Annotated in this window: 15 protein-coding genes; 11 read left to right on the top strand and 4 right to left on the bottom strand. The window is 60.5% G+C overall.

Annotated elements, in window-relative coordinates; genetic code table 11:
* Positions 1–152 precede the first annotated feature (152 nt).
* The 4 genes from FCN45_RS12145 to FCN45_RS12130 form a co-directional block, all read right to left on the bottom strand.
* Complete coding sequence (locus FCN45_RS12145; RefSeq protein ID WP_137386075.1) at positions 153–5,132, bottom strand: Ig-like domain-containing protein; 4,980 nt, start codon at positions 5,130–5,132, stop codon at positions 153–155.
* Positions 5,133–5,380: 248 nt separating this feature from the next.
* Positions 5,381–12,229 carry an Ig-like domain-containing protein gene (locus FCN45_RS12140; RefSeq protein WP_137386074.1) on the bottom strand — a complete coding sequence of 2,283 codons (6,849 nt, stop codon included), beginning with the start codon at positions 12,227–12,229 and terminating at the stop codon, positions 5,381–5,383.
* Between the two features lie 342 nt (positions 12,230–12,571).
* A complete protein-coding gene (locus tag FCN45_RS12135) occupies positions 12,572–13,999 on the bottom strand; it encodes an Ig-like domain-containing protein (protein WP_137386073.1) in 1,428 nt (475 codons plus the stop codon).
* Positions 14,000–14,172: 173 nt separating this feature from the next.
* A complete protein-coding gene (locus FCN45_RS12130; RefSeq protein ID WP_137386072.1) occupies positions 14,173–16,356 on the bottom strand; it encodes an EAL domain-containing protein in 2,184 nt (727 codons plus the stop codon).
* 311 nt (positions 16,357–16,667) lie between these two features.
* On the opposite strand from FCN45_RS12130, the gene phnF reads away from it, so the two are divergent.
* The 11 genes from phnF to phnD all read left to right on the top strand — a co-directional run bounded on the left by phnF (position 16,668) and on the right by phnD (position 25,334).
* Entirely contained in the window at positions 16,668–17,384 is a 717-nt protein-coding gene (gene phnF / locus FCN45_RS12125) for a phosphonate metabolism transcriptional regulator PhnF (protein WP_137386071.1), read from the top strand.
* Positions 17,381–17,827 carry a phosphonate C-P lyase system protein PhnG gene (phnG, locus tag FCN45_RS12120; RefSeq protein WP_137386070.1) on the top strand — a complete coding sequence of 149 codons (447 nt, stop codon included), beginning with the start codon at positions 17,381–17,383 and terminating at the stop codon, positions 17,825–17,827. The genes phnF and phnG overlap by 4 nt, the downstream gene beginning before the upstream one ends.
* Complete coding sequence (gene phnH, locus FCN45_RS12115) at positions 17,827–18,402, top strand: phosphonate C-P lyase system protein PhnH (RefSeq protein ID WP_137386069.1); 576 nt, start codon at positions 17,827–17,829, stop codon at positions 18,400–18,402. The genes phnG and phnH overlap by 1 nt, the downstream gene beginning before the upstream one ends.
* Entirely contained in the window at positions 18,402–19,478 is a 1,077-nt protein-coding gene (locus tag FCN45_RS12110; RefSeq protein ID WP_137386068.1) for a carbon-phosphorus lyase complex subunit PhnI, read from the top strand. Before phnH ends, FCN45_RS12110 begins: the two co-directional genes overlap by 1 nt.
* Positions 19,471–20,307, top strand: a complete 837-nt coding sequence (locus FCN45_RS12105; RefSeq protein WP_137386067.1) for an alpha-D-ribose 1-methylphosphonate 5-phosphate C-P-lyase PhnJ — start codon at positions 19,471–19,473, stop codon at positions 20,305–20,307. The genes FCN45_RS12110 and FCN45_RS12105 overlap by 8 nt, the downstream gene beginning before the upstream one ends.
* Before the next feature lies 1 nt (position 20,308).
* Positions 20,309–21,070, top strand: a complete 762-nt coding sequence (phnK, locus tag FCN45_RS12100; RefSeq protein ID WP_101762819.1) for a phosphonate C-P lyase system protein PhnK — start codon at positions 20,309–20,311, stop codon at positions 21,068–21,070.
* Between the two features lie 14 nt (positions 21,071–21,084).
* The gene (gene phnL / locus FCN45_RS12095) at positions 21,085–21,789 is read left to right on the top strand and encodes a phosphonate C-P lyase system protein PhnL (RefSeq protein WP_222233639.1); all 705 of its coding nucleotides are present in this window, start codon (positions 21,085–21,087) and stop codon (positions 21,787–21,789) included.
* Positions 21,786–22,922, top strand: a complete 1,137-nt coding sequence (phnM, locus tag FCN45_RS12090; protein ID WP_137386066.1) for an alpha-D-ribose 1-methylphosphonate 5-triphosphate diphosphatase — start codon at positions 21,786–21,788, stop codon at positions 22,920–22,922. The genes phnL and phnM overlap by 4 nt, the downstream gene beginning before the upstream one ends.
* Positions 22,922–23,470: a ribose 1,5-bisphosphokinase gene (gene phnN / locus FCN45_RS12085; protein ID WP_137386065.1), complete on the top strand. Its 549-nt coding sequence runs from the start codon at positions 22,922–22,924 to the stop codon at positions 23,468–23,470. Before phnM ends, phnN begins: the two co-directional genes overlap by 1 nt.
* An 80-nt stretch (positions 23,471–23,550) precedes the next feature.
* Complete coding sequence (gene phnC, locus FCN45_RS12080) at positions 23,551–24,381, top strand: phosphonate ABC transporter ATP-binding protein (protein WP_137386064.1); 831 nt, start codon at positions 23,551–23,553, stop codon at positions 24,379–24,381.
* Positions 24,382–24,407: 26 nt separating this feature from the next.
* Positions 24,408–25,334, top strand: coding sequence for a phosphonate ABC transporter substrate-binding protein (gene phnD, locus FCN45_RS12075; RefSeq protein WP_110868351.1), 927 nt, complete (start codon positions 24,408–24,410; stop codon positions 25,332–25,334).
* Positions 25,335–25,391: the final 57 nt, after the last annotated feature.

Genomic DNA, 25,391 nt, shown 5'->3' with positions numbered 1-25,391 from the left:
TGTGACGTGACCGCCGCGCAACGTAGCGGCGCGATTTATCGCGCAATCCCAGCCCGGGGACAATGCCAAAACCCCTAAACGTGCTGATAAACAGCAAAAAAAAGCCACCGAATTTCGGTGGCTTTCCAGACAGATGATAGAGGATCTACCCGTTAAATCAGCTCGGTTTTCACCCCCTGCTGCACCAGCAGTTCCGCGTCATCGCCGTGGCTGTAAACCTCATACTCCACGCCCGCGACCGTTACGGTACCTTGCTGATGCTGCCACTCGCTGATATCGCTGCCTTCCGGCAGAATATCTTTCAGCTGCACCACATCGCCGGCATCGCCGTTCACCATCAGCTGGGTTTTACCGTCTTCGATAAACAAATCTTTTTCGCCGTAATGCAGCAGCGCATCCAGATCGATTTTCAGCGTATTATCACCGCTGCCGCGAATATCAAATATCTCCACCGATTGAATCTCAGCTTGATGCTGAGATAAATCGAGCAGCTGATCTTTACCGGTTAATTGCAGGGTATCAACCTGCGTTTCACTGCCGGTGATAGCGTGTTCGGTTAATTTATCGACGCCGTCGAGGAAATGGACGATGTTTTCGGGTTCTTCAGAAATAAGTGGACGGGTTACAATGTCTTCTTCAACAGAATATATATTATCAATGTAAATTCCATCAATATAATTATCAAGAGTTAACTTACAAGTCCAGAAATTAGGAATGCCTATACCTGTGTAATCTGTGCTATCGAATGACAATAATTCTCCAGCCTTAACTACAAATGTATACTGTCTGGGAGTTGAGTCGTTAGGGTAAAGATAGGTAAATGAAAACGTAGCATCTTTACTACCACGATTCCAGATATTACATCCTAATTCCGAAAATGTACTCGATCTCCCCCAACCAGTCACCGCAGTCCAAATACCAAAACCTCCTGATGTCAAAAGATTGAGGCACTGATTACTCCAGCCATCGGGGGCGTTGTCAGGTGTTTTAACTACTTTGCCATTAAATACCAAGTCACCATTACTTACGAATGCTAATCTTGAATTATCATTAAATCTGATTTCATTGCCAAATTTGAATTCGCGCCCCGCCAAATTTTCAAAATCCAATACTCCCCAGTTTCCTGAATATTCTTTAGTAATATTCAGCTCAAACGATTCGCCCCAATTCTCCGCTTCGAATTGCTTAACCTGGAAATTCCATTCCCCTTTTGCCAGGCCTTTCTCCGGCGTCCAGCTCCACTTACCATCCGCATCCGCCTTCACGCTGTAAGTTGTCTCACCCGACGCATACTGCGCACGGATCATCACCACGCTGTCCGCCGGCGCGGTGCCGCGCAGGGTTGGCGTCTGGTCATCGGTGGTATCACCGCTGGCGAGGTTGCCGGTTTCGGCACCAAAATCATCAAACGCGTCGGTAATGGTCGGCGCCGGGTTGTTGTACTCCAGCACAAATTTGCCGCTCCAGTCGCTCTCAGCGCCGTCGAGTCTGGCCATCGCGCGGAACTCCCAGGTGGTGTTTTGGCTGAGCGCCGGCGAGGTCCACTCCCAGCTGCCGTCGGCTTTCACCACGGTGCTCCCCGCGTTTTCCCACGCGCCGTCCCACGTACCGCTCTGGAAGTAAATCACGCTGCCGGCCACGCCGCGCCCGCGCAGGGTCGGCGTGCTGTCGTCGGTGGTGTCACCGCTCTTCAGGCTGCCGGTCACCGCGCCGACGTCGTCCCAGGCGCTGTCAATAGTTGGCTTCAGGTCCAGCGCCGGATCGACGGTGAGCTGGAAGCTGCTCCAGCCGCTCTGGCCGGGCTTCTGCACCTCAAAGGTCCAGCTGCCTTTCGCCAGCGCGGACGGCGTCCACGTCCACTTGCCTGCACTGTCCACGTTCACCGTGGTAGAGGCGTACTCGCCCGAACCCAGCTTATAGCGCAGCGTAATGGTGCTGTTCGCCGCGCCGCTGCCGCGCAGGGTTGGCGTGGTGTCGTCGGTGCTGGCGCCGCTCGCCAGGCTTCCGGTCACCGGGCCGGCGTTGTCCAGCGCGCTGTCGATGGTCGGGTTGCGGTCCAGGTCCGGGTCGATGGTCAGCGTGAAGCTGTTCCAGCCGCTCTGGCCGGCGTTCTGCACCTCAAAGGTCCAGCTGCCCTTCGCCAGCGCGGACGGCGTCCACGTCCAGTGGCCGGTGCTGTCCACGCTCACGGTGGTGGAGGCGTAGCTGCCGCCGTCCGTTTTGTAGCGCAGCGTGATGATGCTGTTCGCCGGGCCACTGCCGCGCAGGGTTGGCGTGGTGTCGTCGGTGCTGCTGCCGCTGCTCAGGCTGCCGGTCACCGGGCCGGCGTTGTCCAGCGCGTCGGTGATGGCCGGCGCCTCTGCGGCGGTGTATTTGAGGATGAACTTGCCGGTCCAGGTGCTGTCGACGCCGCCGTGGCTGGCTTTGGCGCGGAACTCCCAGGTGCCGTTTCTGCTCAGCGCCGGCGAGGTCCACTCCCAGCTGCCGTCGGCCTTCACCACGGTGCTGCCGACGTCGTACCACGAGCCGCCCGCCGTGCCGCTCTGGAAGTAAATCACGCTGCCGGCCACGCCCTTGCCGCGCAGGGTCGGCGTGCTGTCGTCGGTGGCGTCACCGCTCTTCAGGCTGCCGGTGACCGCGCCAAAATCGTCCCAGGCGCTGTCGATGCTCGGCTTCAGGTCCAGCGCCGGATCGATGGTCAGCGTGAAGCTGCTCCAGCCGCTCTGGCCGGCCTTCTGCACCTCGAAGGTCCAGCTGCCTTTCGCCAGCGCGGACGGGGTCCACGTCCAGTGGCCTGCATTGTCCACGTTTACGGTGGTGGAGGCGTACTCGCCCGAACCCAGCTTATAGCGCAGCGTAATGGTGCTGTTGGCCGCGCCGCTGCCGCGCAGGGTTGGCGTGGTGTCGTCGGTACTGCTGCCGCTGCTCAGGCTGCCGGTCACCGGGCCGGCGTTGTCCAGCGCGCTGTCGATGGTCGGGTAGCGATCGGCATCAGAGTCAATGGTCAGCTCATAGCTGCTCCACTGCGACTGCCCCTCTTTTTTCACCTCAAAGGTCCAGTTGCCGTCCTCCAGCTGTGGCGCGGTCCACGTCCAGTTGCCGCTGGCGTCCACTTTAATGGTGCCTTCAAACATGGTGGCCAGGCGGAAGTAGCGCAGCAGAATGGTGCTGTTGGCCGGGCCGGTGCCGCGCAGGGTTGGCGTGCTGTCATCGGTGGTACCGCCGTTATTAACGAGGCCGGTGGTGGGGCCCACGTCATCCCAGGCGCTGTCGATGGTCGGTTTACGGTCCACGGTCGGGTCGATGGTCAGCGTGAAGCTGCTCCAGCCGCTCTGGCCGGGCTTCTGCACCTCAAAGGTCCATTTGCCGCTGGCCAGCGCGGACGGCGTCCAGGTCCAGTTGCCGTTCGCATCCACGTTTACCGTGGTAGAGGCGTACTCGCCCGAACCCAGCCTGTAGCGCAGCGAAATCACGCTGTTCGCCGGGCCGCTGCCGTTCAGGGTTGGGGTGGCGTCGTCGGTGATGCCGCCGTTAGCGATAATGCCCTTAACGGTTCCAAAATCATCGTAGGCGCTGTTAATGGTCGCGTTGCGGTCCAGCGTGGGATCGACGGTGAGCGTAAAGCTGCTCCAGTCGCTCTGGCCGGTTTTCTGCACCTCAAAGGTCCAGCTACCTTTCGCCAGCGCGGACGGCGTCCAGGTCCAGTGGCCGCTGCTGTCCACGTTCACCGTGATGTAGGTGTAGCCGCCGTTGCCGAGCTTATAGCGCAGCGTAATCTCGCTGTTCGCCGGGCCGCTGCCGCGCAGGGTTGGCGTGGTGTCGTCGGTGCTGCTGCCGCTAGCCAGGCTGCCGGTCACCGGGCCGACGTTGTCGAGCGCGCTGTCGATGGTGGCGTTGCGGTCGGCGTCCGGGTTGATGGTCAGCGTGAAGCTGTCGTTCCAGCCGGACTGGCCCTGCGACTTCACGTCAAACGTCCACTGACCGGTGGCCAGGCTGACGCCCGGCGTCCAGCGCCAGTGGCCGGTGCTGTCGGCGTTAACCGTGACGGAGGCGGCCGCGCCGCCCGCCAGCGTGTAGCGAATCACCACCTGGCTGTTGGCCTCCGCGCGGCCCTGGAAGGTTGGCGTGGCGTCATCGGTCATCGCGCCGTTAGCCAGCGGGCCGGTAACGGGGCCGAAGTCGTCCGTCACGGACTCAATGCGGGTGCGCTGGGCGATGCCGGCGGTGCCGGCGATTTCCAGCTCGAACAGCACCGAGGCGACCTCGCCGGTGCTGGCCTGGAACTCATAGCGGCCGTCGGGCAGGTTGCTGCCCGGCGTCCAGCTCCAGCTGTCGCCGCTGACGGTGGCGGTGGCGCTGCCGGCCCAGGTCGGGCTGCCGGCGAGGCGGTAATAGACGATAACGGTGCTGCCTGCGGAGACCTCGCCGCGCAGGGTCGGGGTGGCGTCGTCGGTGAGCGCGCCGTGGCCGAGCGAGCCGGTGAAGCTGCCCGCGTCGTCAAGCGCGTCGGTGATGGTGACTTTAACGTCCTCGCCGGCAATCACGATGTCAAAGGCCTGAGAAGGCGCGCCGGCGCGCAGCTTTCCGCCGAAGGTCTCTTCGGCCATCAGGCGCAGGCTGTTAACGCCGTCTTTCAGGTCCTGCGCCGGCTCCATCACCCACTTGCCGGTGACCTTGTCCGCCACCGCGCTGCCGATTTTTTCATTTTTGTCGTTGAGCAGGTAAACGGTGCTGCCTTTCTGCGCGATGCCGGTCAGCGTCGGGCGTTTATCGTCGGTGGCTTTGCCGGCGTCGAAGCTGCCGGTCACGGCGCCCTGGTCGTCGTAAAGGTTAATCAGGTCCGGCGCGGCCGGCGGGGTGGTGTCGACAATCACGGTGCCGAGGGTCGGCGTGCTGCGGTTGCCGGCGGCGTCAAAGTGGCGGATGGAGAAGCTGTACTCGCCGTCGGCGTAGGGCGTCGGCGCCTCCCAGCGGTAAAAGCCTTTGTCGTCCACCGGGACGCGGAAGGTGTCGGTGCCAATCACCAGCTCGATAAAGCCGCCGGGCTCGAGCGCGGTTTTATTACCGAACACCAGTCTGCCGTCGGCGCTTTCGCGATAGAACACCGGGCTGCGGGCTAGTAAGTCATTCATAGGTATTGTCCTTAATGTGTTGTCAAAGGTGGTGCGGCGCGGTCAACGCGACATCGCACAGCGGCGGGAATGGTAGAGCAGCGCGTAACGGGCCCGTATCAAGAACCGTCTGCAAAGGAGGAAAATTCCTGGAGTGGCGCAGCGCCGGGCGGGGCACAATGCCCAAACCCCTGAACGTGCTGATAAACAGCAAAAAAAAGCCACCGAATTTCGGTGGCTTTCCAGACAAACCTGCAACGATCTAACCGTTAAATCAGCTCGGTTTTCACCCCCTGCTGCACCAGCAGTTCCGCGTCATCGCCGTGGCTGTAAACCTCATACTCCACGCCCGCAACCGTCACCGTGCCCTGCTGATGCTGCCATTCGCTGATATCGCTACCTTCCGGCAGAATATCTTTCAGCTGCACCACGTCGCCAGCACCGCCATTCACCATCAGCTGAGTTTTACCGTCTTCGATAAACAGATCTTTTTCGCCGTAATGCAGCAGCGCATCAAGATCGATTTTCAGCGTATTATCCCCGCTGCCGCGAATATCAAATATCTCCACCGATTGAATCTCTGCCTGATGTTGAGATAAATCGAGCAGCTGATCTTTACCGGTTAATTGCAGGGTATCAATTTGCATTTCACTGCCGGTGATGGGGTGTTCGGTTAATGCGTCGACGCCGTCGAGTTTGTGTAGAATTGAATTAACTCCATCTTCAGTGTCATTTAAGACATTCATTTTTTGTAGCGTGCCATAAATGTTGTCTATATATATGTTTTCCGAGAATTTAATAGTTTTTATAACTACCCTATCAACATTATCAAGGCCATAATCTGAAAGGTTAAAGAAATATGATTCGCCAGCTTTAACAAGTATTCTATCTACTTCTATTGTCGAACCATAAAGTAAAACAAATTCAGCATCTTCTGTGCCATTATTCCATATAGTTGCTCCAGCCTCTTTTATATCATTATTTATATCTGATCTACCAATTTCAAGCATCCAAGGCTTATAAAAGATTAAGGATTGCTTGCCGAAATTATCCGGCGCTTCGTCTGGTGTTTTAACTATTTTACCAATTTCTGAGCGATTAGGTATACCAAAGCCAGAGGCCCGATAAAAATTAAACGAAAGTTGATTGAAGAAAGCAAATTTTTTTCCGTCTTTAATTGAACCTAATGGTAACTCTTCAAAATTGAGAATACCTGCTCCCTCAGGATAACCTTGCGAAACATTTAATTTAAAAGTATCTCCCCAGTTATCCATTGCAGAGTTTTTTACCTGGAAATCCCAGTCTCCTTTCGCCAGTCCTTTATCCGGCGTCCAGCTCCACTTACCATCCGCATCCGCCTTCACGCTGTAAGTTGTCTCACCCGACGCATGCTGCGCACGGATCATCACTACGCTGTCGGCCGGCGCAGTGCCGCGCAGGGTTGGCGTGCTGTCATCGGTGGTATCACCGCTGGCGAGGTTGCCGGTTTCGGCACCAAAATCATCAAACGCGTCGGTAATGGTCGGCGCCGGGTTGTTGTACTCCAGCACAAACTTCCCGCTCCAGTCGCTCTCAGCGCCGTCGAGTCTGGCTAACGCCCGGAACTCCCAGGTGGTGCTGTGGCTCAGCGCCGGCGAGGTCCACTCCCAGCTGCCGTCGGCTTTCACCACGGTGCTGCCCGCGTTTTCCCACGCGCCGTCCCACGTGCCGCTCTGGAAGTAAATCACGCTGCCGGCCACGCCCTTGCCGCGCAGGGTCGGCGTGCTGTCGTCGGTGGCGTCACCGCTCTTCAGGCTGCCGGTGACCGCGCCGAAATCGTCCCAGCCGCTGTCGATGCTCGGCTTCAGGTCCAGCGCCGGATCGACGGTGAGCGTGAAGCTGCTCCAGCCGCTCTGGCCGGGCTTCTGCACCTCGAAGGTCCAGCTGCCTTTGGCGAGCGCGGAGGGCGTCCACGTCCAGTGGCCTGAATTGTCCACGTTCACCGTGGTGGAGGCGTACTCGCCCGAACCCAGCTTGTAGCGCAGCGTAATCTCGCCGTTCGCCGGGCCGCTGCCGCGCAGGGTCGGCGTGCTGTCGTCGGTGCTGCTGCCGCTGCTCAGGCTGCCGGTCACCGGCCCGAAGTCGTCCCAGGCGCTGTCGATGGTCGGATAGCGGTCCAGGTCCGGGTCGATGGTCAGCGTGAAGCTGTTCCAGCCGCTCTGGCCGGCGTTCTGCACCTCAAAGGTCCAGCTACCCTTCGCCAGCGCGGACGGCGTCCACGTCCAGTGGCCTGCACTGTCCACGTTCACCGTGGTGGAGGCGTAGCTGCCGCCGTCCGTTTTGTAGCGCAGCGTGATGGTGCTGTTCGCCGGGCCGCTGCCGCGCAGGGTTGGCGTACTGTCGTCGGTGCTGCCGCCGCTCGCCAGGCTGCCGGTCACCGGGCCGGCGTTGTCCAGCGCGTCGGTGATGGCCGGCGCCTCCGCGGCGGTGTAGATGAGGACGAACTTGCCGGTCCAGGTGCTGTCGACGCCGCCGTGGCTGGCTTTGGCGCGGAACTCCCAGGTGCCGTTTCTGCTCAGCGCCGGCGAGGTCCACTCCCAGCTGCCGTCGGCCTTCACCACGGTGCTGCCGACGTCGTACCACGAGCCGCCCGCCGTGCCGCTCTGGAAGTAAATCACGCTGCCGGCCACGCCCTTGCCGCGCAGGGTCGGCGTGCTGTCGTCGGTGCTGTCACCGCTGTTCAGGCTGCCGGTGACCGCGCCAAAATCGTCCCAGGCGCTGTCGATGGTTGGCTTCAGGTCCAGCGCCGGATCGACGGTCAGCGTGAAGCTGCTCCAGCCGCTCTGGCCGGCCTTCTGTACCTCAAAGGTCCAGTTGCCTTTGGCGAGCGCGGACGGGGTCCACGTCCACTTGCCTGCACTGTCCACGTTCACCGTGGTAGAGGCGTACTCGCCCGAACCCAGCTTGTAGCGCAGCGTGATGGTGCTGTTCGCCGGGCCGCTGCCGCGCAGGGTCGGCGTGGTGTCGTCGGTGCTGCTGCCGCTGCTCAGGCTGCCGGTCACCGGGCCGGCGTTGTCCAGCGCGCTGTCAATGGTCGGGTAGCGATCGGCATCAGAGTCAATGGTCAGCTCATAGCTGCTCCACTGCGACTGCCCCTCTTTTTTCACCTCAAAGGTCCAGTTGCCGTCCTCCAGCTGTGGCGCGGTCCACGTCCAGTTGCCGCTGGCGTCCACTTTAATGGTGCCTTCAAACATGGTGGCCAGGCGGAAATAGCGCAGCAGAATGGTGCTGTTGGCCGGGCCGGTACCGCGCAGGGTTGGCGTGCTGTCGTCGGTGGTGCCGCCGTTATTAACGAGGCCGGTGGTGGGGCCCACGTCATCCCAGGCGCTGTCGATGGTCGGTTTACGGTCGACGGTCGGATCGATGGTCAGCGTGAAGCTGCTCCAGCCGCTCTGGCCGGGTTTCTGCACCTCAAAGGTCCATTTGCCGCTGGCCAGCGCGGACGGCGTCCAGGTCCAGTTGCCGTTCGCATCCACGTTCACGGTGGTGGAGGCGTACTCGCCCGAACCCAGCCTGTAGCGCAGCGAAATCACGCTGTTCGCCGGGCCGCTGCCGTTCAGGGTTGGGGTGGCGTCGTCGGTGATGCCGCCGTTAGCGATAATGCCCTTAACGGTTCCAAAATCATCGTAGGCGCTGTTAATGGTCGCGTTGCGGTCCAGCGTGGGATCGACGGTGAGCGTAAAGCTGCTCCAGTCGCTCTGGCCGGTTTTCTGCACCTCAAAGGTCCAGCTGCCTTTCGCCAGCGCGGACGGCGTCCACGTCCAGTGGCCGCTGCTGTCCACGTTCACCGTGATGTAGGTGTAGCCGCCGTTGCCGAGCTTATAGCGCAGCGTAATCTCGCCGTTCGCCGCGCCGCTGCCGCGCAGGGTTGGCGTGGTGTCGTCGGTGCTGCTGCCGCTGCTCAGGCTGCCGGTCACCGGCCCGAAGTCGTCCCAGGCGCTGTCGATGGTCGGGTAGCGGTCCAGGTCCGGATCGATGGTCAGCGTGAAGCTGTTCCAGCCGCTCTGGCCGGCGTTCTGCACCTCAAAGGTCCAGTTGCCTTTCGCCAGCGCGGACGGCGTCCACGTCCAGTGGCCTGCATTGTCCACGTTCACGGTGGTAGAGGCGTACTCGCCCGAACCCAGCTTATAGCGCAGCGTGATGGTGCTGTTCGCCGGGCCGCTGCCGCGCAGGGTTGGCGTGCTGTCGTCGGTGCTGCTGCCGCTCGCCAGGCTTCCGGTCACCGGGCCGGCGTTGTCCAGCGCGCTGTCGATGGTCGGGTAGCGGTCGGCGCTGGAGTCAACGGTCAGCTCATAGCGGCTCCACTCATATTGCCCCTCTTTTTTCACCTCAAAGATCCAGTTGCCGTCCTCCAGCTGTGGCGCGGTCCAGGTCCAGTTACCGCTGGCGTCCACTTTAATGGTGCCTTCATACACGCTGGTCAGGCGGGCGTATCGCAGCAGTATGGTGCTGTTGGCCGGACCGGTGCCGCGCAGGGTTGGCGTGCTGTCGTCGGTGGTGCCGCCGTTGTTGATGAGGCCGGTGGTGGGGCCCACGTCATCCCAGGCGCTGTCGATGGTCGGTTTACGGTCTACGGTCGGATCGATGGTCAGCTTATAGCTTTTCCAGCCACTCTGGCCGGAACGCTGCACCTCAAACGTCCAGCTGCCGTTGGCCAGCGGCGGCGGCGTCCACGTCCAGTTGCCGTTCGCATCCACGTTCACGGTGGTGGAGGCGTACTCGCCCGAACCCAGCCTGTAGCGCAGCGAAATTACGCTGTTCGCCGGGCCGCTGCCTGTCAGGGTTGGGGTGGCGTCGTCGGTGATGCCGCCGTTAGTTACCAGCCCCTGCACGTCACCAAAATCATCGTAGGCGCCGTTAATGGTGGCGATGCGATCCACGGTGGGATCGACGGTGAGCGTGAAGCTGCTCCAGTCGCTCTGGCCGGGCTTCTGCACCTCAAAGGTCCAGCTGCCTTTCGCCAGCGCGGACGGCGTCCACGTCCAGTGGCCGCTGCTGTCCACATTCACTTTGATGGAGGTGTAGCCGCCGTTGCCCAGCTTGTAGCGCAGCGCAATCTCGCTGTTCGCCGGGCCGCTGCCGCGCAGGGTCGGCGTGGTGTCGTCGGTGGTGGCGCCGCTCGCCAGGCTGCCGGTGACCGGCCCGACGTTGTCGAGCGCGCTGTCAATGGTGGCGTTGCGGTCGGCGTCCGGGTTGATGGTCAGCGTGAAGCTGTCGTTCCAGCCGGACTGGCCCTGCGACTTCACGTCAAACGTCCACTGACCGCTGGCCAGGTCGTTGCCCGGCGTCCAGCGCCAGTGGCCGGTGCTGTCGGCGTTAACCGTGACGGAGGCGGCCGCGCCGCCCGCCAGCGTGTAGCGGATCACCACCTGGCTGTTGGCCTCCGCGCGGCCCTGGAAGGTCGGCGTGGCGTCATCGGTCATCGCGCCGTTTGCCAGCGGGCCGGTGACGGGGCCAAAGTCGTCCGTCACGGACTCAATGCGGGTGCGCTGGGCGATGCCGGACGTGCCGGCGATTTCCAGTTCGAACAGCACCGAGGCGACCTCGCCGGTGCTGGCCTGGAACTCGTAGTGGCCGTCGGGCAGGTTGCTGCCCGGCGTCCAGCTCCAGGTCTCGCCGCTGACGGTGGCGGTGGCGCTGCCGGCCCAGGTCGGGCTGCCGGCGAGGCGGTAGTAAACGATAACGGTGCTGGCGGCTAAGACCTCGCCGCGCAGGGTCGGGGTGGCGTCGTCGGTGAGCGCGCCGTGGCCGAGCGAGCCGGTAAAGCTGCCCGCGTCGTCAAGCGCGTCGGTGATGGTGACGTTGACGTCGTCGCCACCAATCACGATATCAAACGCTTCAGAAGGCGCGCCGGCGCGCAGCTTGCCGCCGAAGGTCTCTTCGGCCATCAGGCGGAGGCTGTTAACGCCGTCGTTCAGGTCCTGAGACGGCTCCATCACCCACTTGCCGGTGACCTTGTCCGCCACCGCGCTGCCGATTTTTTCATTTTTGTCGTTGAGCAGGTAAACGGTGCTGCCTTTCTGCGCGATGCCGGTCAGCGTCGGGCGTTTATCGTCGGTGGCTTTGCCGGCGTCAAAGCTGCCGGTCACGGCGCCCTGGTCGTCGTAAAGGTTAATCAGGTCCGGCGCGGATGGCGGGGTGGTGTCGACAATCACGGTGCCGAGGGTCGGCGTGCTGCGGTTGCCGGCGGCGTCAAAGTGGCGGATGGAGAAGCTGTACTCGCCGTCGGCGTAGGGCGTCGCCGCCTCCCAGCGGTAAAAGCCTTTGTCGTCCACCGGGATGCGGAAGGTGTCGGTGCCAATCACCAGCTCGATAAAGCCGCCGGGCTCCAGCGCGGTTTTATTACCGAACGCCAGTCTGCCATCGGCGCTTTCGCGGTAGAAGGTCTGGCTGCGGGCCAGCGGTTCGGCGGCCGCAGGAGCGGTGTCGCTGACTGGCGCGGCGGCCGCGTCAGCGGTGGTTTCAAGCTGCGCGGTGCCGTTGCCGATGATGATGCTGAACGGCGCAGATGGCGTGCCGGCGCGCAACTGTTTACCAAAGGTCTCTTCGGCCATCAGGCGCAGGCTGTTGCTGCCGTCTTTTAAGTCCTGCGCCGGCTCCATTACCCACTTGCCGGTGACCTTGTCCGCCACCGCGCTGCCGATTTTTTCATTTTTGTCGTTGAGCAGGTAAACGGTGCTGCCTTTCTGCGCGATGCCGGTCAGCGTCGGGCGTTTGTCGTCGGTGGCTTTTCCTGCGTCAAAGCTGCCGGTTTTGTCGCCCTGGTCGTCGTAGAGGTTCAGCAGTTCAGGGGCGGCGGGTGCGCTGGTATCGACAATCACGGTGCCGAGGGTCGGCGTGCTGCGGTTGCCGGCGGCGTCAAAGTGGCGGATGGAGAAGCTGTACTCGCCGTCGGCGTAGGGCGTCGGCGCCTCCCAGCGGTAAAAGCCTTTGTCGTCCACCGGGACGCGGAAGGTGTCGGTGCCAATCACCAGCTCGATAAAGCCGCCGGGCTCCAGCGCGGTTTTGTTACCGAACACCAGTCTGCCGTCGGCGCTTTCGCGATAGAACACCGGGCTGCGGGCTAATAAGTCATTCATAGGTATCGTCCATAATTGTGTTGTCAAAGGGGGTGCGGCGCGGTCAGCGCGACATCGCACGGCGGCGGGAATGGTAGAGCAGCGCGTAACGGGCCCGTATCAAGAACCGTCTGCAAAGGAGGAAAATTCCTGGAGTGGCGCAGTGCCGGGCGGGGTGGGGTGCGGCCGTCAGCATGCGCGATGAATCGCGCCGCTACGGAAGGTGCGGTGATTTGCTACGTCGCTTAATTGATCGGCATTAAACCGGACTCATGCGCACTTCATTTAACGCCGCCCAAAAACAAAAAAGCCATGCTGCAAAGGCGGCATGGCTTGGTTAATACGGCTCTCACTTAATGCTGATTAAACGGCGTGTTGCACCAGTAATTCCGTCTCATCCGTGTACTGATAAACATCGTATTGAACACCCGCCACGGTGAGGGTGCCTTGCTGCTGTTGCCAGCCGTCAATATCGTTGCCGGACAAAATATCCTCCAGCTTCACCACGTTGTTGGCGTCGTTGTCCAGCATGTACTGCGTTTTACCGTTATCAATCAAAATGTCACTATCAACAACCGATAACAGGTCGCCTACACTCAGTGACGTAAACCCGTTGCTGAACGCGTCATCACTGCTTGCCGTATCCGCCGAGGTATCAATGGTGATCGCGAAGCTCTGGCTCCAGCTCGGTGCATCCTCAACCTGCACCTGGAATGTCCAATAGCCGTCTTTCAGTGCCGCCCAAGGCGTCCAGCTCCAGTTTCCTTCACTGTCCGTGAATGTGCTGTTGGTGCGCACCTTGCCGCCATCGGTATACAAAATATCGATCAGCGTATTCGCCGGACCGGTGCCGTGCAGGGTTGGCAGCGCGTCGTCGGTGATGCTGCCGCTGAAGCGGTCGCCCTGATCGTTGCCGACGTTATCGGTGATATGGGTGATCTCGGCATCGCGCAGCGCGATACGGCCTTCCGGCGTATCAATGGTGATCGCGAAGCTCTGGCTCCAGCTCGGTGCGCCTTCAACCTGCACCTGGAACGTCCAGTAGCCGTCATTCAGATTCTGCCAGGGCGTCCAGCTCCAGTTGCCCTCATCGTCGGTGAAGGTGCTGTTGGTGCGCACCCTGCCGCCATCGGTATACAGGATATCGATCAGCGTATTGGCCGGTCCGGTGCCGTGCAGGGTTGGCGTCGCATCATCGGTAATGCTGCCGCTGAAACGCTCACCTTGCTCGCTGCCCACGTTATCGTAGATGTGGGTGATCAGCGCGTCCGGTGCCGCCGGGGTGTCGATGACCAGTGTGAACGCATTGCTCCACGTCTCCTGGCCGTCGGCCTGGACGGTAAATGTCCAGGTGCCGTCGGCCAAATCGGCGCGTGGCGTCCAGCTCCAGTTACCGTCAGCGTCGGTGGTGATGCCGTTGTAGCGGGTTACGCTGCCGTTGGTGAACATAATGTCCATGTAAGTGTTCGCTGGGCCGGTGCCGCGCAGAGTCGGGGCGGCATCGTCGGTGCGGTTGCCGCTGGCGAGCATGCCTTGCTCTTGTCCAACGTCATCCCAGGCATAGCGAATAACCGGGGTGATCGCTTTTACGCCGTAAGCGTAGGACGAAGGCTGGTGCGCGTAGCTTACCGGTGTGTCACTGACGAGGCTTTCGGGGAAACTGCTCAGGGATTTGGTGGCGGTTTGCTCAATCACATAAGTTGAATTATCGAGCGCGATATAGGCGGTTGAGCCGTTTTCACGCGACGCGCGGTCGGTGTCGAGGGTGTAATCCGGATAGCGTGTTTTCATCTGTGGTTCCTTAACAGAGTAAAAGAAGGGATCGACGCCTGCCTGGCAAGCGCACAGACGAGAGAGTGGGTTAAACGCGTTAATCAGGGTACGAGAATGGTCCCGATGCGCATATGGCTTTTCAATGCGTTAGCGAGAAAAGCGCGGCAGTCGGCGGCGGCCGCGCGGCGGCGTTAAGGGCGGGAAGCGGGCGGCAACATGGTTAAAATGTCATCCAGCGGCACCGCGTGGCTAAACAAATAGCCTTGCAGCTGATTACAGCCGGCTTCGGCCAGCGCGTTTTTTTGGCCTTCGGTTTCCACGCCTTCAGCGGTCACCGTTAAGCCCATCGCGTGACCCAGCCGCACCACCGATTCCACAATCGCGGTAGAGTTCTGCGCCACGCCCAGCGACTGAGTAAACGAACGGTCAATCTTGATTTTGTCCACCGGGAAGCTGCTGAGGTAATTAAGGCTTGAATAGCCGGTACCAAAATCATCCAGCGCAATCCGGAAGCCGGCTTCGCGCAGCGCAATGATGCTGTTGCGCGCCTCGTGTTCATCTTCAATCAGCACGCCTTCGGTGATCTCCAGCTCCATGCGCTGCGGATCGGCACCTTCTTCCTGCACGATATGGATGATGCGCTCAACAAAATTCACCGCGCGGAACTGCACCGGCGAGACGTTCACCGCCACCACAATATCCGGCAGCTTGAGCGACGTTTTACAGGCTTCGCGCAGCACCCATTCGCCGAGCGGGATGATCATGCCGGTCTCTTCGGCGATGGCGATGAAATCACCCGGTGCAACGTCGCCGCGCATGGCGTGATGCCAGCGCAACAGCGCCTCCAGGCCCACCACCTGCTGGCCGCTGATATCCATTAGCGGCTGATACCACACCGCTAATCCGTCAAACTTCACCAGCGCCTGACGCAAATCCGCCGCCATCTGCTGACGGGTGCGCAGCGATTCATCCATCACTTTTTCGAACTGGCGATACTGGCCGCGTCCGTGGTTTTTGGCATCATAAAGCGCGATATCCGCTTTGCGCATCAGCTCCAGCCGATCAATGCCGTCTTTTGGCGCCAGCGCCAGACCGATGCTGACGCCCACCCACAGCTCGCTGCCCACCAGCTGATACGGCTCGCTCAGGCGGCTGATAATGCGTTTCGCCAGCGATTGCACCTGACCAATATTCTCCACCTCCGGCATCACGATGATGAACTCGTCGCCACCAATGCGGCCCACGGTGTCGCTGGTGCGCACAATCTCATTGAGGCGGCGCGCCACCTCAATGATCAACTCATCCCCGGCGTGATGGCCGTAGGTATCATTGATATTTTTGAAGCGATCAAGATCCAGCAGCAGCAGCGCCACGCGCTGATCGTGGCGTCCGGCCAGCGCCAGCGCCTGAGTTAAGCGATCTTCCACCAGGGAACGATTGGGCAAACCGGTTAACACATCATGAAATGCCAGATGCTGCGCCTGCGCTTCACTGGCACCGAGTTTCAGCAGCGACTGCGACAGCTTGAGTGACGAAGTCCAGATGCGGCGCACCATCACCAAACACAGCACGGTAATCAGGATCACCGACAGCAAGGTAGAAGGGCCGAGGGTGCGTAACATCTGCGCGCCGGGCTTATCGGGATTCCAGCTGAGATAACCGACCGGTTCGCCCTGTTGTGAATTCAGCATATAGCGCGCTTTGGTTTTCCCCGCTGGCTCGCTGTCGCTGAAATGCAACTGACGCAGCTGGCTGCGATCGGCGAGGTTGCGCAGATAGCCATCGTCGAGAAACTTTATGCTCACCAGACGATAGCGCCCGGCCTGTTTAGTACTGCTGATATCGCCCACCGCCAGCGCGGCGGCGCGTTGGCCGATGCGCACGAAATCGGCGTGATCGGTGGGGCCGGCTACCACATCGCTGTTTTGCACCAGCGGACTGTTCAGCATGTCCTGCAGATAAGGCCCGATGCGTTTGTCCGGCACCGGCTGGCCATTGCGCCACACGTTGATCAGCTGGTTGTCGCGGTCCAGCAGCACCACCAGCTGGTGATCAAACATGTCATACAGCCAGCCGCCGACATTTTGCGTCAGCCAGCGTTGATCGGGATGCGACGACGCCAGCTGATCGGCCAGCGGAGACCAGCGCGTCAGGCTGCGCAGCTGGCGCAGATGTTCCGTCAGGCTCTGGGTAAACGAAGCCTGGATCATGCGCTGTTGCTGATCGCGCGCTTCGTTATTGCTTAACGCTGTGCCCCAGAACAGACCCACGCCCGCGCCGACAAAGGTCAGAAGCAAAATTGCCAGCAGCGGCAAAATAACTTCACGCACAAAGTTGCGGCGAAAACCATCCGATAGTTTTATTGCGTTAATCATTTTAAAAGTTGGCCTGACAAGAAGGGTTCATCCTTTAACCTAGCAGAACATCCGCAGGCTGTATTCTGTAAGGGAGCTGAAAGCGTGATGTAAATTAGCGTTAATTTTTTGAATGCTGTCACAAACGGAACAGTTAAAAATAATTTATTAAAAACACCCTCCGTTTCGCTGCAATTCTGCTGCCCTAAAACAAATTCATCCGCCCGTCATTGAGCCGTCACGGCGCTGTCATCTGACATGCGCAATGTAATCGCCATCCCGCAGCAAGCCCGCTGCGTTCCTCAACCAATGCGAATGAGGTATTGAGCGTGATGGAGATATCCAGACATCCGACCACTGTTTATCAGGCCGTTGCCGCCCAACTGGAGCTGGCGCTACAGGAGCGCTATCGCTGCGGCGATTATCTGCCTTCTGAACAGCAGCTGGCCGATCACTACGCAGTGAATCGCCACACTTTGCGGCGCGCGGTGGATGAGCTGGTCAATAAAGGCCTGCTGCAACGGCGTCATGGCGTGGGCATTTTGGTACTGATGCGGCCGTACGATTATCCGCTGCATGCGCAGGCGCGCTTCAGCCAGAACCTGATGGAGCAGGGCAGCCATCCCACCAGCGAGCGTCTGCTGGCGGTGCTGCGTCCGGCGAGCAGCGATGTGGCGAGCGCGCTGGGCGTCAACGAAGGCGACAACGTTATCCACTTGCGCACGCTGCGCCGCGTCAATGGCGTGGCGGTGTGCGTCATTAACCACTTCCTGGCGCAACTCAGCTGGTGGCCAGCGCTGCAACAGTTCCACAGCGGTTCACTGCACGACTTTATGCAGCAGCAGCTTGGCCTGAGCCTGACGCGCAGCCAAACCCGCATCAGCACGCGTCGTGCACAAGCCAAAGAGTGCAAGCAGCTGGAGATTGCGCTGCAGTCGCCGCTGCTGTGTGTGCGCACCCTGAATAAACACAGCGACGGTCAGGTAGCGGAATACTCCGTCAGCCTGACGCGTGGCGACATGATTGAACTGACTCTGGAGCACGAATGACACAGCAAACCGCCCGCCAGCATTGGCTCTCGGTGCTGGCGCACAGTGAAGCCAGCCAGCTTGAAGCGCACTGGCAGCCGTTACATATCAATACTGATTTTGAACGCATCCGTCTGGCAGAAACCGGCTTAACCCGCCTGCAGGCGCGCATGGGCGGCAGCGGCAAGCGCTTCGTGATGGGCGATGCCACGGTGACGCGCGCGGTGGTGAAGCTGCACGACGGCACGCTCGGCTTTAGCTACGTGCTGGGGCGCGACAAAGCGCACGCCGAACGCTGCGCGCTGATTGATGCGCTGCTGCAACAGCCGGAAACCCAGGCGCTGTTGCAGGAAAAATTGATTGCCCCGCTGGCGGCTCTGCGTGAAGAGCAGCGACAGCTGCGCGCACGTGAAATCGCCAGCTCCAAAGTGGATTTCTTTACGTTGGTTCGCGGAGATAACTGATGACTTTACTGGCAAGTTTTACCCATCCGGTGGCCGATGCCCAACGAGCTTTCCGCCGCATCCTGAAAGCGATGAGCGAGCCGGGTGTGATGGTATCGCTGCCGCTGCAACAGGGCTGGGGCGATCTCTCGCCGGCGGCCACGGCGGTGCTGCTGACGCTGGTCGATCAGGAGAGCGCGCTGTGGCTGGATGGCCACATCGATAATGACGTGGTGCGCAGCAACCTGCGTTTCCACACCGGCGTGCCGATTGTCGATGAGCGCGATGCCCCTTTTGCGCTGACGCACGCGGCGGCCAATCCGGATCCGGCGCTGTTCGCCTCTGGCGACAACATGTCCCCGGAAAAAAGCACCACGCTGATTGTGGAAGTGCCGTCACTGAGCGGTGGCTTAACGCTGCGTCTTTCCGGTCCCGGCTTACGTGAACCGCGCGCCGTTGCGCCGCAGCTGCCGGAAGCGATTCTGCACTATCTGCGCGAGCGTCCACATCCGTTCCCACAGGGCGTCGATCTGATTTTCACCTGCGGTGAAGCGATGATGGCGCTGCCACGCACCACCGACGTGGAGGTGTGCTGATGTACGTTGCGGTCAAAGGGGGCGAAAAGGCGATAGCCAGCGCCCATCAGCTGCAGGCCGATCTGCGTCGTGGCGATCGCGAGGTCGCCGAATTGGGTTGCGATCAGGTGGCGCAACAGTTGGGTTTAGCGGTCGATCGCGTGATGACCGAAGGCGGCATCTACGATCCGCAGCTGGCGGCTTTGGCAATTAAACAGGCGAGTGGCGATCTGGTGGAAGCGATCTTCCTGCTGCGCGCCTATCGCACCACGCTGCCGCGCCTCGCTGATAGCCTGGCGCTGGCAACCGCTGAGATGCGCCTCGAACGCCGCATCTCAGCAGTTTACAAAGATTTGCCGGGCGGACAGGTGCTCGGCCCAACCTACGATTACAGCCATCGTCTGCTCGATTTCACCCTGCTGGCAAATGGCGAAACACCCGCCGCGCCGCGCGACGATCAGGCGCTGCCACAACGCTGTCCGCACGTGTTCAGCATGATGACGGCGGAAGGATTGGCGGCACGCGAAGAGGATGACGGCAGCGAGCCGTGCGACATCACCCGCGAACCGCCAGGCTATCCGGCTACGCGCGCCGCACGGCTGCAACAGCTGGTGCGCGGCGACGAAGGTTTTCTGCTGGCGCTCGGCTACTCGACGCAGCGCGGCTACGGCCGCAACCATCCGTTCGCCGGTGAAATTCGTACCGGTTATCTCAGCGTGTCAATCTGCCCGGAAGAGTTGGGATTTGAGATTGAGATTGGCGAAATCCTGCTGACCGAATGCGAGATGGTGAACGGCTTCACCACCGAAACTGACAGCGCGCCGCACTTTACGCGCGGTTACGGCCTGGTGTTTGGCCGTTCCGAGCGTAAAGCGATGGCGATGGCGCTGGTGGATCGCGCGTTGCAGGCGCCGGAGTACCACGAACGTATTGCCGGCCCGGCGCAGGACGAAGAGTTTGTGCTGTCGCATGCCGACAACGTCGAAGCTGCGGGCTTTGTCTCGCATCTGAAACTGCCGCACTACGTCGATTTCCAGGCGGAGCTTGAGCTGCTGAAACAACTGCGCCAACCGCATCAGGAGCAGAACCATGAGTGAGTTAACCGGCTACAACAACGGTTATCTGGATGAGCAGACCAAACGCACCATCCGCCGCGCCATTCTGAAGGCAGTGGCGATTCCCGGTTATCAGGTGCCGTTCGCCGGACGCGAAATGCCGATGCCTTACGGTTGGGGCACCGGCGGCATTCAGATCACCGCCAGTATTATTGGCGATGCCGATGTGCTGAAGGTGATCGATCAGGGCGCGGATGACACCACCAACGCGGTATCCATTCGTCGCTTCTTCCAGCGCGTCAGCGGCGCGGCCACCACCGAAGCGACCCGTGATGCCACGCTGATCCAGACGCGTCACCGCATTCCGGAAACGCCGCTGGAAGAAGATCAAATCCTGATTTTCCAGGTGCCGATCCCCGAGCCGCTGCGCTTTATCGAGCCGCGCGAAACCGAAACCCGCACCATGCACGCGCTGGAGGAGTACGGCATCATGCAGGTGAAACTGTATGAAGATATCGCCCGCTACGGCCATATCGCCACCACCTATGCCTATCCGGTGAAGGTCAACGATCGCTACGTGATGGATCCGTCGCCGATCCCCAAATTCGACAACCCCAAAATGCACATGATGCCGGCGCTGCAGCTGTTTGGTGCCGGACGTGAGAAACGCATCTATGCGCTGCCGCCGTATACCAAAGTGGAAAGCCTCGACTTCGACGATCACCCGTTCAGCGTGCAGCAGTGGGAAGAACCCTGCGCGCTGTGCGGTTCGCGCCACAGCTACCTCGACGAGGTGGTGATGGATGACGCCGGTACGCGCATGTTTGTCTGCTCCGATACCGATTTTTGCCACCAGCAGCAGGAACAATAGCATGCACAGTGAACAGCCGCTGCTTGCGGTCAACCATCTCACGCACCTTTACGCGCCCGGCAAAGGGTTTGAAGAGGTGAGTTTTGAACTCTATCCCGGCGAAGTGTTAGGCATTGTTGGGGAATCCGGATCGGGCAAAACCACCTTGCTGCGCAGCCTGTCAGCACGCTTAGCGCCGCAGCAGGGCAACATTCTTTATCGCGCGCAGGATCTCTATCAGCTGAGCGAGAGCGATCGCCGCCGCTTGCTGCGCACCGAATGGGGCGTGGTGCATCAGCATCCGCTGGATGGATTGCGTCCGCAGGTCACGGCGGGCGGCAACATCGGCGAGCGGCTGATGGCGGTGGGCCAGCGGCATTACGGTGATATTCGTCAAGAGGCGATGCGCTGGCTGCAGGATGTGGAGATCCCCGCTAACCGCATCGACGATCTGCCCACCACCTTTTCCGGCGGCATGCAGCAGCGTTTACAGATTGCGCGCAACCTGGTGACGCAGCCGACGCTGGTATTTATGGATGAGCCAACCGGCGGGCTGGATGTGTCGGTGCAGGCGCGCCTGCTGGATCTGCTGCGCACGCTGGTGCGTGAGCTGAATCTGGCGGTAGTGATTGTGACGCACGATCTCGGCGTGGCGCGTTTGCTGGCGCATCGCCTGCTGGTGATGAAGCAGGGGCGCGTGGTGGAGAGCGGGTTGACCGACCGGGTGCTGGACGATCCGCATCATCCGTATACGCAGCTGCTGGTTTCATCGGTGCTTAACTAATGGCGGACATCACTATGCAACCTTTATTGCGCGTAGAGCATCTGAGCAAAACCTTTGTGCTGCACAACCAAAGCGGCGCCGCGCTGCCGGTATTGCAGGACGCCAATCTTGACGTCAGCGGTGGCGAATGCGTGGTGCTGCATGGCCGCTCCGGCAGCGGCAAATCCACGCTGCTGCGCGCGCTGTACGGCAACTATCAGGCCAACAGCGGTCACATCTGGCTGCAACATCAGGGCGAATGGATCGACATGGCCAACGCGCCCGCCCGCCAGATTCTGGCGATTCGCCGCCACACCGTCGGCTGGGTCAGCCAGTTTTTGCGCGTCATCCCGCGCGTGCCCACGCTGGAGATTGTGATGCAACCGCTGCTGGAGCGCGGCACCGAGCGCGCTTTCTGCGAAAAGCGCGCCAAAGAGCTGCTGACGCGCCTCAACGTGCCGGAGCGTTTATGGTCACTGGCGCCGTCCACTTTCTCCGGCGGCGAACAGCAGCGCGTCAACATCGCGCGCGGCTTTATCGCCGACTATCCGGTGCTGCTGCTGGATGAGCCAACCGCCTCGCTCGACAGCGCCAACAGTGCGGCGGTGGTGGAACTGATTGAACAGGCGCGCGCCCGCGGTGCCGCCATTGTCGGAATTTTCCATGACGAAGCGGTGCGCGCACGCGTGGCCGATCGCCTGCACGTCATGCAGCCAATGCAAGCAGGAGCAGAAGCATGATCGTCAACAACGTCCAGCTGGTGCTGGAAAACGAAGTGGTAACGGGATCGCTGGAAATCCGTGACGGGCGCATCGCCAGCTTTAGCGACAGCGTCAGCCAACAGCCGGGCGCGCTGGATGGCGAAAACGCCTTCCTGCTGCCGGGTTTGGTGGAGCTGCACACCGATAACCTCGACAAGTTCTTTACGCCGCGCCCGAAGGTGGATTGGCCCGCCTATTCGGCGATGAGCAGCCACGATGCGCTGATGGCCGCCAGCGGCATCACCACGGTGCTGGATGCGATTGGCGTCGGCGACGTCCGCGATGGCGGCCATCGTCTGGATAATCTCACCAAAATGATCGACGCGATTCAGGACAGCAATCGCAAAGGGATTAACCGCGCCGATCACCATTTGCATCTGCGCTGCGAGCTGCCGCACAACACCACGCTGCCGCTGTTCGAAGCGCTGATCAACACGCCGGAGCTGTCGCTGGTGTCGCTGATGGATCACTCGCCGGGCCAGCGCCAGTACGCCTCGCTGGAGATGTATCGCACCTATTATCAGGGCAAATATCAGCTCAACGACGAGCAGATGGATCAGTTTGAGCGTGAGCAGCTGGCGCTGGCCGCCGAGTTCTCCACGCCTAACCGCAACGCCATCGCCAGCTTGTGCCGCTCGCGCGGCATTCCGCTGGCCAGCCACGATGATGCCACGGCGGCGCACGTTGCCGAATCGCATGCGGTCGGCAGCGCCATCGCCGAATTTCCCACCACGCTGGAGGCGGCACGCTCATCACGTGACTGCGGCATGCAGGTGCTGATGGGCGCGCCCAACATCGTGCGCGGCGGCTCGCACTCCGGCAACGTGGCGGCAGCGGAACTGGCGAGTCACGGCCTGCTGGATATTCTCTCCTCCGACTACTATCCCGCCAGCTTGCTCGATGCGGTGTTCCGGCTGGTGGCCGATGAGCGCAACACGCTGACGCTGCCGCAGGCGGCCGCGCTGGTGACCCGCAATCCGGCGCGGGCGATTGGCCTGCAGGATCGCGGGCGCATCGCCGAAGGACTGCGTGCCGATTTAGTACTGGTGCATACCGATCATGGTCATTCGCACATTCGTCACGTCTGGTCGCAAGGCAAGCGGGTGTTCTGATGGCGCGCCTGATCTGGCTTACCGGGCCTTCGGGCGCGGGCAAAGACAGCCTGCTGAACGCGCTGCGCGAGGCGCCGCCGGAGAATCTGCTGATCGCCCATCGCTACATTACGCGCGCCGCCGATGCGGGTGGCGAGAACCATGTGGCGCTAAGCGAAGCCGAGTTTCGACGGCGTGAGGCGCTGGGGTTGTTCGCCGTCAGCTGGCAGGCGCACGGCATGTATTACGGGCTGGGCGAGGAGATCGATCTGTGGCTGGCGCGCGGAATGAACGTGCTGGTGAACGGTTCTCGCCTGCATCTGCCGATGGTGCAGCAGCATTACGGCACGCAGCTGCTGCCGCTGGTGTTACAGGTTTCGCCAGCGGTGCTGGAAGCGCGTTTACGGCAGCGTGGGCGCGAGACAGAAGCGGAGATCGCGCAACGGCTGGCGCGTGCCGCCGAACCGCTGCCTGCGCACTGTTATGCGTTGAATAATGATGGTGCGTTGAGCGAAACACTGCTAACGCTGCGCCAGTTGCTGACCGATCCAGCCGCTGTCACCGTTTAATCATTTTACTGTCATCAAGCTTTCATCCGTTTTGCCCGTAATAGCGTGCAATCAACAGCTCAGAAGAGATGGAGTGCAACATGGCACAGGCATTACTGAAAACCGTTGTCGACAATCCCTTCCCGCACGTTACCGGGCAGGGCAACAAGGTGCTGTCGGTGCAGGGATTGTGCAAAGCGTACGGCGCCAACCAGGTGCTGGATAACGTCAGCTTCGATCTGCATGCGGGCGAGCTGGTGGCGGTGATTGGCCGCTCGGGCGCAGGCAAATCGACACTGTTACACATGCTCAACGGCACGATCGGCGCTTCGCAGGGCGCGATCCTTAGCAATCGTCACGGCGAAGTGGATCGCGATGTGGTGACGCTGAACAGCCGCCAGATGCGTGAGTGGCGCAGCGAATGCGGCATGATCTTCCAGGACTTCTGTCTGGTGCCGCGCCTCGACGTGCTGACCAACGTGCTGCTCGGTCGTTTAAGCCAAACCTCGACGCTAAAATCGTTCTTCAAAGTCTTCTCCGAAACCGACCGCGCCCGCGCTATCGAACTGCTGCAGTGGATGAACATGCTGCCGCAGGCGCTGCAGCGTGCGGAAAATCTCTCTGGCGGCCAGATGCAGCGCGTAGCGATTTGCCGGGCGCTGATGCAGAACCCGCGCATTTTGCTGGCGGACGAACCGGTGGCGTCACTCGATCCGAAAAACACCAAGCGCATCATGGACGTGCTGCGTCAGGTGAGCGAGCAGGGCATCAGCGTAATGGTGAACCTGCACTCAATTGAATTGGTAAAAAGCTACTGCACCCGCGTCATCGGTATTCAGCGCGGCAAAGTGCTGTTTGATGGACATCCTTCCCGGTTGACCGACGGCCTGATGCATGAGCTGTACGGCGACGAAATTAACCAGCTCCACTAACTCCCACGGCAAGAGAAAACCTAAGAATGAAACTGACTTCTTTAGCTTTACTGACTATTGCGATGGCATTTGGCGCAAACGCAGCGGATGCACCAAAAGAGTTGAACCTCGGGATTCTTGGCGGCCAGAACGCCACGCAGCAGATTGGTGATAACCAATGCGTGAAAGATTTCTTCGATAAAGAGCTGCAGGTGGATACCAAACTGCGCAACTCGTCTGACTATTCAGGCGTGATTCAGGGCTTGCTGGGCAACAAAATCGACCTGGTGCTGAGCATGTCGCCCGCCTCGTTTGCCTCGGTTTATCTGCAGAACCCGAAAGCGGTGGATGTGGTGGGCATCGTGGTGGACGACAAAGACGGTTCGCAGGGTTATCACTCAGTGGTGATCGTGAAAGCCGACAGCCCCTACCAAAAGCTGGAAGACCTAAAAGGCAAATCGTTCGGCATGGCCGATCCGGATTCCACTTCCGGCTTCCTGATGCCGAACCAGGCGTTCAAGAAAGAGTTTGGCGGCACGGTGGACGATAAGTACAACAACACCTTCTCCAGCGTCACCTTCTCCGGCGGTCACGAGCAGGACATCCTCGGCGTGCTGAACGGCCAGTTCGAAGGCGCAGTAACCTGGACGTCGCTGATTGGTGACCGCGAAACCGGTTATACCTCGGGTGCCTTTGGTCGTTTAATTCGTATGGATCATCCGGATCTGATGAAGCAGATCCGCATTATCTGGCAGTCGCCGCTGATCCCGAACGGTCCGATTCTGGTGAGCAATAATCTGCCCGCTGACTTCAAAGCGAAAGTGGTGGCCACCATCAAGAAACTGGATAAAGAAGATCACGGCTGCTTTGTTAAAGCGGTTGGCGGTGCCCAGCACATCGGTCCAGCTACCGTGGCGGATTACCAGAATATCATCGATATGAAGCGTGATTTGATGAAGGGTACGCGCGGTTAGTTGTGGTGGGGTGCTTGCTGTTACCTTCCTCGGTCGGTGCTCGCTGTCCCCCTCCTC

Source organism: Pantoea sp. SO10, assembly GCF_005281435.1.
In the GTDB taxonomy this organism is placed as follows: domain Bacteria; phylum Pseudomonadota; class Gammaproteobacteria; order Enterobacterales; family Enterobacteriaceae; genus Pantoea; species Pantoea leporis.
This window is presented reverse-complemented; position numbering and strand designations above follow the sequence as displayed.

Coding starts and splice junctions, on each gene's coding strand:
- FCN45_RS12145 (WP_137386075.1), bottom strand. CDS start 5,132: ATGAATGACTTACTAGCCCGCAGCCCGGTGTTCTATCGCGAAAGCGCC.
- phnL (WP_222233639.1), top strand. CDS start 21,085: ATGCAACCTTTATTGCGCGTAGAGCATCTGAGCAAAACCTTTGTGCTG.
- phnN (WP_137386065.1), top strand. CDS start 22,922: ATGGCGCGCCTGATCTGGCTTACCGGGCCTTCGGGCGCGGGCAAAGAC.
- phnK (WP_101762819.1), top strand. CDS start 20,309: ATGCACAGTGAACAGCCGCTGCTTGCGGTCAACCATCTCACGCACCTT.
- FCN45_RS12105 (WP_137386067.1), top strand. CDS start 19,471: ATGAGTGAGTTAACCGGCTACAACAACGGTTATCTGGATGAGCAGACC.
- phnD (WP_110868351.1), top strand. CDS start 24,408: ATGAAACTGACTTCTTTAGCTTTACTGACTATTGCGATGGCATTTGGC.
- FCN45_RS12135 (WP_137386073.1), bottom strand. CDS start 13,999: ATGAAAACACGCTATCCGGATTACACCCTCGACACCGACCGCGCGTCG.
- FCN45_RS12130 (WP_137386072.1), bottom strand. CDS start 16,356: ATGATTAACGCAATAAAACTATCGGATGGTTTTCGCCGCAACTTTGTG.
- phnH (WP_137386069.1), top strand. CDS start 17,827: ATGACTTTACTGGCAAGTTTTACCCATCCGGTGGCCGATGCCCAACGA.
- phnC (WP_137386064.1), top strand. CDS start 23,551: ATGGCACAGGCATTACTGAAAACCGTTGTCGACAATCCCTTCCCGCAC.
- FCN45_RS12110 (WP_137386068.1), top strand. CDS start 18,402: ATGTACGTTGCGGTCAAAGGGGGCGAAAAGGCGATAGCCAGCGCCCAT.
- phnM (WP_137386066.1), top strand. CDS start 21,786: ATGATCGTCAACAACGTCCAGCTGGTGCTGGAAAACGAAGTGGTAACG.
- FCN45_RS12140 (WP_137386074.1), bottom strand. CDS start 12,229: ATGAATGACTTATTAGCCCGCAGCCCGGTGTTCTATCGCGAAAGCGCC.
- phnF (WP_137386071.1), top strand. CDS start 16,668: ATGGAGATATCCAGACATCCGACCACTGTTTATCAGGCCGTTGCCGCC.
- phnG (WP_137386070.1), top strand. CDS start 17,381: ATGACACAGCAAACCGCCCGCCAGCATTGGCTCTCGGTGCTGGCGCAC.